Consider the following 14175-nt stretch of genomic DNA (forward strand, 5'->3'; position numbering starts at 1 on the left):
TGAAAATTCAATTATTCACCTTTATTTTTTTTGATAATTTCTTCAGAAATTGATTTTGGAACATCTTCATAGTGATCAAACACCATTGAGAATACTCCGCGACCTTGCGTATTAGAACGTAAAGCCGTTGCATATCCGAACATTTCAGAAAGTGGAACCATTGCACGTACTACTTGTGCGTTACCACGAGCGTCCATACCTTCAACGCGTCCACGACGAGATGTAATATCTCCCATGATGTCTCCTAAATATTCTTCAGGAATAACAACTTCAACTTTCATGAGTGGTTCAAGAATTACTGGGTTTACTTTAGATACAGCATTTTTCAATGCCATAGACGCAGCAATTTTAAATGCCATCTCATTCGAGTCAACATCATGATAAGATCCGTCGTATAATTTTGCTTTAATATCGATTAATGGATATCCAGCAAGTACACCATTGTTAAGCGCGTCACGAAGACCTGCTTCAACAGCTGGAATGTATTCACGTGGAACTACCCCACCGACAACAGCATTTTCGAATTCAAAGCCTTTTCCTTCTTCGTTTGGAGAGAATTCAATCCAAACGTGTCCGAATTGACCACGTCCACCAGATTGACGTACGAATTTACCTTCAACTTGTGCTGAAGAGCGGAAAGTTTCACGGTAAGATACTTGAGGAGCACCTACGTTAGCTTCTACTTTAAATTCGCGACGCATACGGTCAACTAAGATATCAAGGTGAAGTTCACCCATACCAGCGATGATTACTTGACCAGTTTCTTGGTCAGTATGAACGCGGAATGTAGGATCTTCTTCTGCTAATTTTACAAGTGCAGCACCCATTTTATCTTGATCAGCTTTAGATTTAGGTTCAACAGAAAGTGAGATAACTGGTTCTGGGAATTCCATAGATTCAAGAATTACTAGAGCTTTCTCATCACAAAGTGTATCACCTGTTGTTGTATCTTTTAAGCCTACAGCTGCAGCGATATCTCCAGCGTAAACTTGTGAGATCTCTTCGCGAGAGTTAGCATGCATTTGTAGAATACGTCCTACACGTTCACGCTTACCTTTTGTAGAGTTTTGTACGTAAGAACCAGATTGTAGGGTACCAGAATACACACGGAAGAAAGTTAATTTACCAACATAAGGGTCAGTCATAACTTTAAACGCTAATGCAGAGAATGGTTCTGAATCGTCAGAATGACGTTCCACTTCATCTTCTGAATCTGGATCGATACCTTTCATAGCTGGAATATCAAGTGGTGATGGAAGGTATGCAACAACTGCGTCTAGAACTTTACGAACACCTTTGTTTTTAAATGCAGTACCACACACTACTGGATAGAATTCTACGTTTAATGTACCTTTACGGATACCATTAACTAATTCTTCGTTCGTGATTTCTTCACCGTTTAGATATTTTTCCATCATATTTTCGTCAAGTTCTGCTACCGCTTCAACTAATTTTTCACGGTATTCTTCTGCTTGAGCTTTATATTCTTCTGGAATTTCTATCTCTTCCATATCAGTTCCTAAATCATTAGGATACATAGTAGCTGTCATTGTTATTAAGTCAATAATTCCACTAAAGTCATCTTCAGAACCGATTGGTAATTGGATTGGATGAGCGTTAGCTTGTAAACGGTCGTGAAGAGTTCCTACAGAATATAGGAAGTCTGCACCCATTTTATCCATTTTGTTAATGAAAACAATACGTGGTACGCCGTAAGTTGTAGCTTGACGCCATACTGTTTCTGTTTGTGGTTCAACACCAGATTGAGCATCTAGTACTGTAACCGCGCCATCAAGTACACGAAGTGAACGTTCAACTTCAACAGTGAAGTCTACGTGACCTGGTGTATCGATAATATTTACACGGTGATTATCCCAAGCAGCTGTTGTTGCAGCAGAAGTGATTGTAATACCACGTTCTTGCTCTTGCTCCATCCAGTCCATTTGAGACGCACCTTCATGAGTTTCACCAATTTTATGGATTTTCCCAGTGTAAAAAAGAATACGCTCCGTAGTAGTCGTTTTACCAGCATCGATGTGAGCCATGATCCCGATATTACGTGTTTTTGCTAAGGAGAACTCTCTAGCCATATTGTATTTCTCCTTCCGATTCGGATTTGAGTATGATTTTTAGATAAATCCTACCAACGATAGTGTGCGAAAGCTTTGTTAGCTTCTGCCATTTTGTGCATATCTTCACGTTTCTTAACTGAAGCACCAGTGTTGTTTGATGCGTCAAGAATTTCGTTAGCTAAGCGTTCTTCCATCGTTTTTTCTCCACGAAGACGTGAATAGTTAACTAAGTAGCGAAGACCTAGAGTTGAACGGCGATCTGGACGTACTTCAACCGGCACTTGGTAGTTTGCACCACCAACACGACGAGCGCGTACTTCAAGAACTGGCATTACATTGTTTAATGCAGCTTCGAATACTTCTAAAGCATCTTTACCAGAACGTTCTTTTACAAGATCAAACGCTCCGTATAGGATTTTTGAAGAAGTACCTCTTTTACCGTCCACCATCATTTTGTTGATTAAACGAGTTACTAGTTTCGAATTATAAATTGGATCTGGTAACACGTCACGTTTGGAAACAGGACCTTTACGAGGCATGTGTTTTCCTCCTTTCGACGAATGTCTAATTATTAATTAAATTATTTTTTTACTTTCGGGCGTTTTGCACCGTATAAAGAACGGCTTTGCATACGACCAGTAACACCAGCTGTATCAAGAGCACCACGTACGATATGATAACGTACCCCTGGTAAATCCTTTACTTTTCCTCCGCGGATAAGTACAACACTATGTTCTTGTAGGTTGTGCCCTTCTCCTGGAATATAAGCTGTAACCTCTAACGTATTTGTTAAACGTACACGCGCATATTTACGAAGTGCCGAGTTAGGTTTTTTAGGTGTCATAGTACCAACACGAGTACAAACCCCACGTTTTTGTGGAGAGTTAAGATTTGTAGCAGATTTTTTAAAGCTGTTATAACCTTTTCCTAAAGCTGGAGATTTTGACTTCGTGATTTTGGATTGACGAGGCTTACGTACCAATTGGTTAATTGTAGGCATCGATTATTCCTCCCTTCATTTGTTCTTTTAATACCACACATCCAGGTGGTTCATTTTTTGGGTAAAAACAAAGTCTTTGTGATTTACACAAAAACTGTTACACAGTAATAGCTACTACCGATGCGCCTAGGCGCAACCCACAAGCCCTACCAAGATCTATTTTAGACTCAACATAGTGAATGAGAACATTGTTTTCTATAGCGGTTAATCGTGCTAGTCCAATGATTTGTTCTTCTACATCAAGTGCAATATAAACTTCTTTGACAAGCCCTTTTTTCATTGCTTTTACTGCTTGCTTTGTACCTATGATTGTTTTTTTCGCTTGTTTTACTTTTTCATAAGACATTTTCATATCCTCCAAAGCTACAAGTCCGATAACTATCAACCTTAAATATATTATCATTCCTTGAAATAGGTGTCAATAGTTTTCATAAATATTAGGGAGAATCTTTATGGAATTCTCCCTAATATTAAATTATTTACTCTGCAATTACTACTTCTTTTTCAGTATCTTGCTCATTAGTAGAGATTTGAATTTGACGATAACGTTGCATACCTGTACCTGCTGGAACTAGTTTACCGATAATTACGTTTTCTTTCAATCCTAATAATTCATCACGTTTTCCTTTAATCGCTGCATCTGTTAAGACACGAGTCGTTTCTTGGAAGGATGCTGCAGATAAGAATGATTCTGTTTCAAGTGAAGCTTTTGTAATACCAAGGATAACTGGGCGACAAGTTGCAGGAATTTTACCTTGTAATACTGCATCTTTGTTAGCTTCAGCAAATTGATGAATATCAAGCAACGATCCCGGAAGTAGTTCCGTTTCTCCTGCTTCAATAACACGAATTTTACGAAGCATTTGACGTACCATTACTTCGATGTGTTTATCACCAATTTCTACCCCTTGCATACGATAAACTTTTTGTACTTCTTTTAATAAGTACACTTGTACAGTAGATACATCTTTTACTCTTAACAATTCTTTTGGATCAATAGAACCTTCTGTTAGTACCTGACCACGTTCAATCACATCATTCAGTTGAACTTTTAGACGTGCATTATATGGAGCAAGGTACTTACGAGTTTCTACATTACCTTGAATTGTAATTTCTTTTTGGCCTTCTCTAATTTCATCAATTTCAGTAACAATCCCTGAGATTTCAGAAATAACCGCTTGACCTTTTGGATTACGAGATTCGAAAATCTCTTGGATACGTGGAAGACCTTGTGTAATATCGTCTCCAGCAACCCCACCTGTATGGAATGTACGCATCGTTAACTGTGTACCTGGTTCACCGATAGATTGAGCTGCAATAATACCAACAGCTTCTCCAACCTCTACAGTATCTCCAGTTGCTAAGTTTAGACCGTAACATTTTTTACATACGCCGTGTTTTGTATTACATGTAAATGCCGAACGAATTGTTAACTCTTCGATACCAGCTTCTTCGATAATACGGGCAGCATCTTGTGTAATTAATCCGTCTTTTTCTAAAATAACTTCATTTGTAGTCGGATGGAAGATTGTTTTCTTCGTATGGCGACCAACAATACGTTCACCAAACTCTTCAATCACTTCCGTACCTTCCATAAGTGAGCCAATTAGTAGTCCACGGTCTGTTCCACAATCATCTTCACGAACGATCACGTCTTGTGCTACGTCAACTAGACGACGAGTCAAGTAACCTGAATCGGCTGTTTTTAGAGCTGTATCGGCAAGACCTTTACGAGCACCATGTGTGGAGATGAAGTATTCAAGTACTGTTAACCCTTCACGGAACGATGACTTAATCGGAAGTTCGATAATTCGACCAGCCGGATTGGCCATAAGTCCACGCATACCTGCAAGTTGAGTAAAGTTGGATGCATTACCACGGGCACCTGAGTCACTCATCATGAAGATTGGATTCGAGTTATCAAGAGATCTCATCAGTTTTTCTTGAATAACTTCTTTTGCTTTACTCCAATGTCCGATTACGCTAGCGTAGCGCTCTTCTTCCGTGATTAAACCACGACGGAATTGTTTCAAGACTTTATCTACTTTAGCTTGTGCTTCTTCAAGAATTTCACCTTTGTCTGGAAGTACGACGATATCAGAGATACCAATTGTAATACCAGCTTTAGTAGAATACTTAAATCCTAGTGCTTTCATGCGGTCTAGCATTTTAGATGTCTCTGTAATATGGAAACGTTTAAACACTTCCGCAATGATGTTACCAAGAATTTTCTTCTTAAATGGTTGAACAAGGTCCATAGATTCAATGTGTTCTTTCACATTAGTTGTTGTAGACACAAAATATTTTGCCGGTGTTTCAATTTGTAAATTGAAATCGGTTGGCTCGTTAATATACGGGAACGTTTCTGGAAGTATTTCATTGAAAATTACTTTACCTACAGTAGTTAACAATAACATCTTGTTTTGTTCTTCCGTAAATGTTTGATTATTTAATGATGATGCAGCAATTGCAATACGAGTATGCAAATGTACATGACCAGTATTGTAAGCAATTAGCACTTCTTCTGGACCATAAAAAGTAGAACCTTCTCCTGCTGCACCCTTACGTTCAAGCGTTAAGTAATAGTTTCCTAAAACCATATCTTGAGAAGGGGTAACAACTGGTTTTCCATCTTTTGGATTCAGAATGTTTTGTGCTGCTAGCATTAGTAAACGTGCTTCCGCTTGCGCTTCTGCAGATAAAGGAACGTGAACAGCCATTTGGTCACCATCAAAGTCAGCGTTATAAGCTGTACATACTAATGGGTGAAGACGAATCGCACGGCCTTCTACTAATGTTGGTTCGAATGCTTGAATACCTAAACGGTGAAGAGTTGGTGCACGGTTTAATAAAACCGGATGCTCCTTAATTACATCTTCTAATACATCCCAAACTTCAGAATGCATACGTTCAATTTTACGTTTCGCACTCTTAATGTTGTGAGCCAACCCACGTTCAACTAGTTCTTTCATAACAAACGGCTTAAATAATTCAATCGCCATTTCTTTTGGAAGTCCACATTGATACATTTTCAAGTTTGGTCCTACTACGATAACCGAACGACCAGAATAGTCTACACGTTTACCAAGTAAGTTTTGACGGAAACGGCCTTGTTTCCCTTTCAGCATATGAGAAAGTGATTTCAATGGGCGGTTACCTGGTCCTGTAACAGGACGACCACGACGACCATTGTCAATCAAAGCATCAACAGCTTCTTGTAGCATACGTTTTTCGTTTTGAACAATGATGCTAGGCGCACCAAGATCAAGTAATCGTTTTAAACGGTTATTACGGTTAATTACACGACGATATAGATCGTTTAAATCAGATGTAGCAAAGCGTCCACCGTCTAATTGAACCATTGGACGTAATTCTGGTGGAATTACCGGTAGTACGTCTAAAATCATCCAGTCTGGTCTATTTCCTGAGTTACGGAAAGATTCTACTACTTCTAAACGTTTAATCGCACGTGTACGGCGTTGACCTTGTGCTGTTTTTAACTCTTCTTTTAAGCTTTCTGCTTCGCCTTCTAAATCAAGTTCTTGAAGTAGACGTTTAATAGCCTCTGCACCCATAGCAGCTTGGAACTTAGTACCAAACTTATCACGGTATGCACGGTATTCTTTTTCAGAAAGTAATTGTTTCTTTTCAAGAGGTGTGTCCGCAGGTTCAATTACTACATAAGAAGCAAAATAAATTACTTCTTCAAGTGATCTTGGAGACATATCCAAAATAAGACCCATACGGCTTGGAATACCTTTGAAATACCAAATATGTGACACTGGTGCAGCTAATTCGATATGTCCCATACGTTCACGACGGACTTTCGAACGCGTTACTTCGACTCCACAACGATCACATACTACACCTTTATAACGAACTCGTTTGTATTTACCACAATGGCATTCCCAGTCTTTTGTAGGACCGAAAATACGTTCACAGAATAAACCATCTTTTTCAGGTTTTAATGTACGATAGTTAATCGTTTCAGGTTTTTTTACTTCCCCATAAGACCATGAACGGATTTTATCAGGTGAAGCTAAACCAATTTTCATATACTCAAAATTATTAACGTCTATCAAGGAGCCTACCTCCCTTTAGTCTTGTGTCTTTTAAGTTAAAAGACTTTCCAAGTAGCTCTGCATTATGCAATTTTATACGGAAATACGGACAGGTATCACCTGTCCGATTTTTATTCTTTATTCCACAGTTCCAACTGGTTCTTCTTCTTCTTTTGCTAGAGGCAAAATCCCAAGTGCATCAGCTGCAGGAATATCGTCATCTTCATCTAAATCACGAAGTTCAATTTCTTCTTCGTCAATTGTTAACATCTTAACGTCCATACCTAAACTTTGTAATTCCTTAATCAATACTTTAAATGATTCTGGAACTCCTGGTTCTGGTACGCTTTCTCCTTTAACGATTGCTTCATATGTTTTCACACGTCCGACAACGTCATCAGATTTAACTGTTAAGATTTCTTGCAATGTATAAGCAGCACCATATGCTTCAAGTGCCCATACTTCCATCTCTCCGAAACGTTGTCCACCAAATTGCGCTTTCCCTCCAAGAGGCTGTTGCGTAACTAATGAATAAGGTCCAGTAGATCGAGCATGTAGTTTATCATCTACCATGTGGGCAAGTTTAATCATATACATAACCCCAACAGAAACGCGGTTATCAAATGGTTCACCTGAACGACCATCATAAAGCGTCGTTTTACCATCACGGTTTAGTCCTGCTTCTTCCATTGTGTTCCAAACATCTTCTTCGTTAGCTCCATCAAATACTGGTGAAGCCATATGAACGCCTAACAGTCTAGCAGCCATACCTAAGTGTAGCTCCAATACTTGACCAATGTTCATACGAGAAGGTACCCCAAGTGGATTTAACATGATATCAACTGGTGTGCCGTCTGGAAGGAATGGCATATCTTCTTCTGGAAGGATACGCGAGATAACCCCTTTGTTACCATGACGTCCGGCCATTTTATCCCCAACAGAGATTTTACGTTTTTGAACGATATAAGCACGAACTAATTGGTTAACGCCTGGAGATAACTCATCGCCATCTTCTCGATTGAAGACTTTTACGTCTAATACAATCCCGCCAGCACCATGTGGTACACGCAGAGATGTATCGCGAACTTCACGAGCTTTTTCACCGAAAATAGCGTGAAGCAGACGTTCTTCCGCAGTAAGTTCTGTAACTCCTTTTGGCGTTACTTTCCCTACTAAAATGTCACCATCGCGAACTTCTGCCCCAATACGGATAATTCCTCGATCGTCTAAGTTGCGTAATGCATCTTCCCCGACATTAGGTATATCTCTCGTAATTTCCTCAGGTCCAAGCTTCGTATCACGTGATTCTGATTCATATTCTTCAATGTGGACTGAAGTATATACATCGTCTTTCACAAGACGCTCGCTCATAATAACAGCATCCTCGTAGTTGTATCCGTCCCATGTCATGAAGGCTACTAGCACGTTACGTCCTAAAGCTAGTTCTCCTTGCTCCATAGAAGGCCCGTCTGCAAGAATATCCAGAGGTTTTACAAGATCTCCAACTTTAACAATTGGACGTTGGTTAATAGATGTTCCGTGGTTAGAGCGTTCGAATTTGTGTACTTTATAAGATGTTAAATCACCTTTAACTTCCTTACCATCGACTTCTTCAATTCGTCTAACACGAATTTCTTTCGCTTCAACGTGCTCTACGATTCCGTGGTACTTCGCAATAACGGCCGCACCAGAATCACGTGCATTTACATGTTCCATACCAGTTCCCACGAAAGGAGCTTCTGGGTTTAACAAAGGAACAGCTTGACGTTGCATGTTCGCTCCCATTAGTGCACGGTTGGAGTCATCGTTTTCTAAGAAAGGAATACACGCTGTCGCTGCAGAAACTACTTGTTTCGGCGAAACGTCCATGTAATCTATTTGTTCTTTTTTAAATACTGTGTTATCTCCACGGAAACGACCTACTACTTCTTCTTTTAAGAATGCACCATCTTCCGATAATGGAGAGTTAGCTTGTGCAACCACATAGTTATCCTCTTCATCAGCAGTCAAGTAGTCAATTCGTGAAGTTACTAAGCCTGTTTCAGGGTCAACTCGACGATATGGAGTTTCAATAAATCCAAATTTATTCACTTTAGCAAAGCTTGAAAGTGAGTTAATCAGACCAATATTCGGTCCCTCAGGAGTTTCAATTGGACACATACGACCATAGTGAGAGTAATGAACGTCACGTACTTCAAAGCCAGCACGTTCACGCGTTAAACCACCAGGTCCAAGCGCTGAAAGACGACGTTTATGCGTAAGTTCAGCAAGTGGGTTTGTTTGGTCCATGAACTGAGATAATTGAGAACTACCAAAGAATTCTTTAATAGACGCAATTACTGGACGGATATTAATCAATTGTTGTGGAACGATTGCTTGTGTGTCGTTGATAGACATACGCTCACGAACTACACGCTCCATACGAGAAAGACCAATACGGAATTGGTTTTGTAGTAACTCCCCTACTGAACGTAAACGACGGTTACCAAGATGATCGATATCATCCGTGTTTCCAACGTTAAATAAAAGGTTGAAGAAATAACCAATAGAAGAGACAATATCAGCTGGCGTAATATTTTTTACTTCATTTTCAACATACGCGTTACTAATAACGTTGATTTCTTTTTGGTCTTCATCATTTGGTGCATATATTTTAATGGATTGAACAGTAATATCGTCTTCTAAAACACCACCAACTTGGGAGAATGTTTTGAAGCCAATTCCATTTTCTAAATGAGGGATTAGTCGATCTAATACTCGGCGATCGATAAGCGTACCCGCTTCTACTAATATCTCACCTGTCTCTGGATCCACTAGCGTTTCCGCTACTGTTTGATTAAACAAACGGTTTTTTATATGCAGTTTTTTATTCATTTTGTAACGACCAACGTTGGCTAAGTCATAGCGTTTCGCGTCAAAGAAGCGAGAATATAATAAGCTCTTAGCACTTTCAACTGTTGGTGGTTCACCAGGACGTAAACGCTCGTAGATTTCAAGTAACGCTTTTTCAGACGTTTCTGTGTTATCTTTTTCTAGCGTGTTACGTAAATATTCATTATCACCAATTAAGTCGATGATTTCTTGATCTGATCCAAAGCCTAATGCGCGAAGTAAAACAGTTACTGGCAATTTACGCGTGCGATCGATACGAACGTAAACTACGTCTTTTGCATCGATTTCATATTCTAACCATGCACCGCGGTTTGGAATTACGGTAGCTCCAAAACCTTTTTTACCATTTTTGTCTGTTTTATCATGGAAGTAAACACTTGGTGAACGGACTAACTGAGATACAATAACGCGCTCAGCTCCATTGATAACGAAAGTACCAGTCTCAGTCATTAATGGGAAATCACCCATGAAGACATCTTGTTCTTTCACTTCATCCGTTTCTTTGTTGTGGAGACGTACTTTTACGCGCAATGGTGCTGCGTATGTAGCGTCACGTTCTTTTGATTCGTCGACTGAATATTTCGGTTCATTCAAACTATAGTCGACAAATTCAAGTGATAGATTGCCTGTAAAGTCCTCGATTGGTGAAATGTCTTTGAACATTTCACGTAAACCTTCCTCAAGGAACCATTCGTAAGATGCTGTTTGAATTTCGATTAGATTCGGAAGTTCAAGCACCTCACTAATACGCGCAAAACTTCTGCGTTGGCGGTGTTGTCCGTACTGAACTAGTTGACCTGTCAACTCATTCACCCCTCAATTAAAGCGATATTAGGTCTTTTCGATATGAACATTTTAGTGTATGATATCGAAAGACAAAAAGAAAACGAGTTCTTAATAAGAGCTCATTTTCGGTTAACCAAACTTTTTCTCGGCCAGTATACCCATTTTTACTAGCGTTTATTCAAAAGGGCATACGTCCTCAAAATAATATTTTTGCATTTTATTATAATATCATAGCGATTTTGTCAAGTCAATCTTTTGAAGCTTTTATAATCCAATAGCCTTTTTCTTTGCTTACAACTTCTACTTGACCAAAAATCTCCTCTAAAAAACTAAAAGTAGATGGTGCCCCTTGTTTCTTTTGAATCACAACCCACAATTCTCCCCTTGAAACCAACTTTTCATAGGAATCTTTGTAAAAACGGAAAATAGTCTCTTTTCCAGCACGAATCGGTGGATTAGTTATAATAGCCGCAAAGTTCGCAGTGTTAACTGCTGACAACCCATCACTTTCATAGATTCGTACATTTTGTATCCCGTTAGCAGCAGCATTTTTTTCTGCAAGTTGGATTGCACGTGTGTTAACATCTATTAAATGAACTGTTCTTTCTTCATTTGCTTTTGCAACGGAAAGACCTATTGGCCCATATCCACAACCTATATCTAAAAAGTCTCCTTCAAGATCAGGTGCTTGAAAAGCATCGATTAATACACGGGAGCCAAAATCTACTTCGCTCTTACTAAATACACCAGCATCTGTTTCAAATCGAAAATTATGACCGAGCAAAGTGAAATTCCAATGGCGAGGCTTACTTTCCGTTTGAGGTTTTCTAGAATAATAATGATCAGACACCGAATAACCCTCCACAATACATACGAAGAAAAGCCCGTCGTTTACTGACGAGCTTTTTTCTTCGAGCTGTACAAAAAATTACTTAACTTCTACGTTTGCGCCAACTTCTTCAAGTTGAGCTTTCATAGCTTCTGCATCTTCTTTAGATACGCCTTCTTTAATTGCTTTTGGAGCGTTATCTACTACTTCTTTAGCTTCTTTCAAGCCAAGACCAGTGATTTCGCGAACAACTTTAATTACTTTAATTTTTTGGTCTCCTGCAGATGCAAGGATTACGTCAAATTCAGTTTGTTCTTCAGCTGCAGCAGCACCGCCACCTGCAACCATTGCTACTGGAGCAGCAGCTGTTACACCGAATTCTTCTTCGATTGCTTTTACTAAGTCGTTTAACTCAAGAACTGTCATTGATTTGATAGCTTCTAAGATTTGCGCATTATTCATTTTATTTTCCTCCTATAATTGGATAGTTATTAGGCTAATAGCCGTTTTTTACTCGTTAAGCCGCGTAATAAATTATGCGCCTTGTTCTTCTTTTTGCTCTGCAACAGCTTTTGTTGCAAGTGCAAAGTTGCGTACTGGAGCTTGAAGTACTGAAAGAAGCATAGAAAGAAGACCTTCGCGTGATGGAAGTTCCGCTAATGCTTTCACATCTTCAGCAGATGCTGCAATACCTTCGATGATACCAGCTTTAATTTCAAGCTGTTCGTTCTTTTTAGCAAAATCATTAATGATTTTTGCAGGTGCAACTACGTCTTCGTTAGAAAATGCAACTGCGTTTGGACCAACAAGATATTCATTAATCCCGTCAATTCCAGCAATTTCAGTAGCACGGCGTGTAAGAGAGTTTTTGTAAACTTTGAATTCCACACCAGCTTCACGAAGTTGTTTACGTAGTTCTGTTACTTGCGAAACATTTAAACCACGGTAATCAACTACTACTACTGAAGCAGCAGCTTTAAACTTTTCTGCAATATCTTGCACTTGCACTTTTTTCGTTTCAATTGCTTTGCTCATTTTGGCACCTCCTATAAGAATTGGCCATTTATACCGACAAAAGAAAAGCCTCTGATCTACTGGTAGACACAGAGGCAGAAAGTCATCATCTAAAAAGAATCTGAATTTGCTTGTCCTCGGTAGGATATTAAGTGACATGTCACTCCTACTGTCTTCGGTACAAATGTATATTTCACAACAAAAGTCATCTTAACAGATTGACTTTTAGATGTCAATTATTTTTTCACTGATTGAGCGTCAACTTTTACAGCTGGACCCATAGTAGTTGTAACATTTACAGACTTCATATAGATACCTTTAGCAGCAGCTGGTTTAGCTTTTTGGACTACATCAAATACAGCTAAGAAGTTTTCTACTAACTTGTCGTCTTCAAAAGAAACTTTTCCGATAGGAGCATGAATAATCCCTGCTTTGTCAGCACGGTATTCTACTTTACCAGCTTTAATTTCTCCGATAGCTTTTGTTACGTCAAATGTAACTGTACCTGTTTTAGGGTTTGGCATTAAGCCTTTTGGTCCAAGTACACGACCGATTTTACCAACTTCACCCATCATGTCTGGAGTAGCTACGATTACATCGAAGTCAAACCATCCTTGTTGGATTTTAGTAATGTATTCTACATCACCTGCATAGTCTGCACCAGCAGCTTCTGCTTCTTTTAGTTTTTCACCTTTAGCGAATACTAATACACGTTGAGTTTTACCAGTTCCGTTTGGAAGCACAACTGCCCCACGGATTTGTTGGTCATTTTTACGTGTATCGATTCCTAAACGGAAAGCAACTTCTACCGTTGCATCGAAATTAACTGTGCTTGTTTTTTTTGCAAGCTCGATTGCCTCTTTAGCTGAGTACAATGTATTGTTATCAACTAATTTAGCTGCTTCTTGTAACTTTTTACCTTTGTTAGCCATTTTAAATGTCCTCCTTGAAGTGGTTTTAGCGGAATAAACCTCCCACGTGTAAAGGTTGCAGTCATCCTAAGGAATAACTACAACCTTCCAAAAAAACAAATGCGTCATATCAAAATGCACATTAAGTATTAGTCTACGATCGTAATACCCATGCTACGTGCAGTACCTTCTACCATCAGCATAGCTGTTTCAACAGATGCTGCATTTAAATCTGGCATTTTTTGTTCTGCGATTTCGCGAACTTTATCACGTTTCACTGTCGCCACTTTTACGCGGTTTGGTTCACCTGATCCAGATTGAATACCTGCTGCTACTTTAAGTAACACTGCTGCCGGCGGAGTTTTTGTAATGAAAGTAAATGAACGATCTTCAAATACAGAAATTTCAACCGGAATGATTAGACCTGCTTGATCTGCAGTACGTGCGTTGAACTCCTTACAGAATCCCATGATGTTAACACCCGCTTGTCCTAATGCAGGACCAACCGGTGGCGCTGGGTTTGCTTTACCAGCAGGAATTTGTAATTTTACAACTTTAATCACTTTTTTAGCCACGAGACACACCTCCTTAAGTCCGTGATGTGGTAATT

The 14175-nt window shown here is 39.2% G+C and carries 11 protein-coding genes and 1 other annotated feature; all 11 genes read right to left on the bottom strand.

The window, feature by feature from the left end:
• Positions 1-11: 11 nt before the first annotated feature.
• Positions 12-2090 carry an elongation factor G gene (gene fusA / locus MHB48_RS19520; protein WP_342599472.1) on the bottom strand — a complete coding sequence of 693 codons (2079 nt, stop codon included), beginning with the start codon at positions 2088-2090 and terminating at the stop codon, positions 12-14.
• Positions 2091-2140: 50 nt separating this feature from the next.
• Positions 2141-2611 (bottom strand): 30S ribosomal protein S7, encoded by a 471-nt coding sequence (rpsG, locus tag MHB48_RS19525; RefSeq protein WP_340924647.1) that lies wholly within the window; start codon positions 2609-2611, stop codon positions 2141-2143.
• A gap of 41 nt (positions 2612-2652) precedes the next feature.
• Positions 2653-3072, bottom strand: a complete 420-nt coding sequence (gene rpsL / locus MHB48_RS19530) for a 30S ribosomal protein S12 (RefSeq protein WP_340924650.1) — start codon at positions 3070-3072, stop codon at positions 2653-2655.
• 97 nt (positions 3073-3169) lie between these two features.
• Complete coding sequence (locus tag MHB48_RS19535) at positions 3170-3418, bottom strand: ribosomal L7Ae/L30e/S12e/Gadd45 family protein (RefSeq protein ID WP_340924653.1); 249 nt, start codon at positions 3416-3418, stop codon at positions 3170-3172.
• Between the two features lie 133 nt (positions 3419-3551).
• On the bottom strand, positions 3552-7154 hold the full coding sequence (gene rpoC / locus MHB48_RS19540; protein WP_340924656.1) for a DNA-directed RNA polymerase subunit beta': 3603 nt from the start codon (positions 7152-7154) through the stop codon (positions 3552-3554).
• 117 nt (positions 7155-7271) lie between these two features.
• A complete protein-coding gene (gene rpoB / locus MHB48_RS19545) occupies positions 7272-10829 on the bottom strand; it encodes a DNA-directed RNA polymerase subunit beta (RefSeq protein ID WP_342599473.1) in 3558 nt (1185 codons plus the stop codon).
• Positions 10830-11058: 229 nt separating this feature from the next.
• A complete protein-coding gene (locus MHB48_RS19550) occupies positions 11059-11661 on the bottom strand; it encodes a class I SAM-dependent methyltransferase (RefSeq protein ID WP_340924662.1) in 603 nt (200 codons plus the stop codon).
• Between the two features lie 78 nt (positions 11662-11739).
• Positions 11740-12102 carry a 50S ribosomal protein L7/L12 gene (gene rplL / locus MHB48_RS19555; RefSeq protein ID WP_342599474.1) on the bottom strand — a complete coding sequence of 121 codons (363 nt, stop codon included), beginning with the start codon at positions 12100-12102 and terminating at the stop codon, positions 11740-11742.
• Between the two features lie 72 nt (positions 12103-12174).
• Complete coding sequence (rplJ, locus tag MHB48_RS19560; RefSeq protein WP_342599475.1) at positions 12175-12675, bottom strand: 50S ribosomal protein L10; 501 nt, start codon at positions 12673-12675, stop codon at positions 12175-12177.
• Positions 12676-12707: 32 nt separating this feature from the next.
• Positions 12708-12851 (bottom strand) — a sequence feature (ribosomal protein L10 leader region).
• 39 nt (positions 12852-12890) lie between these two features.
• The gene (rplA, locus tag MHB48_RS19565) at positions 12891-13586 is read right to left on the bottom strand and encodes a 50S ribosomal protein L1 (RefSeq protein WP_342599476.1); all 696 of its coding nucleotides are present in this window, start codon (positions 13584-13586) and stop codon (positions 12891-12893) included.
• A 128-nt stretch (positions 13587-13714) separates the two neighbouring features.
• Positions 13715-14140, bottom strand: a complete 426-nt coding sequence (gene rplK, locus MHB48_RS19570; protein WP_340924675.1) for a 50S ribosomal protein L11 — start codon at positions 14138-14140, stop codon at positions 13715-13717.
• Positions 14141-14175: the final 35 nt, after the last annotated feature.

It is taken from the genome of Psychrobacillus sp. FSL H8-0483 (assembly GCF_038637725.1).
Lineage (GTDB): Bacteria > Bacillota > Bacilli > Bacillales_A > Planococcaceae > Psychrobacillus.

What these genes read in the sequence shown, in the direction of transcription:
- fusA (WP_342599472.1), bottom strand. Translation starts at nt 2,090, where the DNA reads ATGGCTAGAGAGTTCTCCTTAGCAAAAACACGTAATATCGGGATCATG.
- rpsG (WP_340924647.1), bottom strand. Translation starts at nt 2,611, where the DNA reads ATGCCTCGTAAAGGTCCTGTTTCCAAACGTGACGTGTTACCAGATCCA.
- rplA (WP_342599476.1), bottom strand. Translation starts at nt 13,586, where the DNA reads ATGGCTAACAAAGGTAAAAAGTTACAAGAAGCAGCTAAATTAGTTGAT.
- rplJ (WP_342599475.1), bottom strand. Translation starts at nt 12,675, where the DNA reads ATGAGCAAAGCAATTGAAACGAAAAAAGTGCAAGTGCAAGATATTGCA.
- rpsL (WP_340924650.1), bottom strand. Translation starts at nt 3,072, where the DNA reads ATGCCTACAATTAACCAATTGGTACGTAAGCCTCGTCAATCCAAAATC.
- MHB48_RS19535 (WP_340924653.1), bottom strand. Translation starts at nt 3,418, where the DNA reads ATGTCTTATGAAAAAGTAAAACAAGCGAAAAAAACAATCATAGGTACA.
- rplL (WP_342599474.1), bottom strand. Translation starts at nt 12,102, where the DNA reads ATGAATAATGCGCAAATCTTAGAAGCTATCAAATCAATGACAGTTCTT.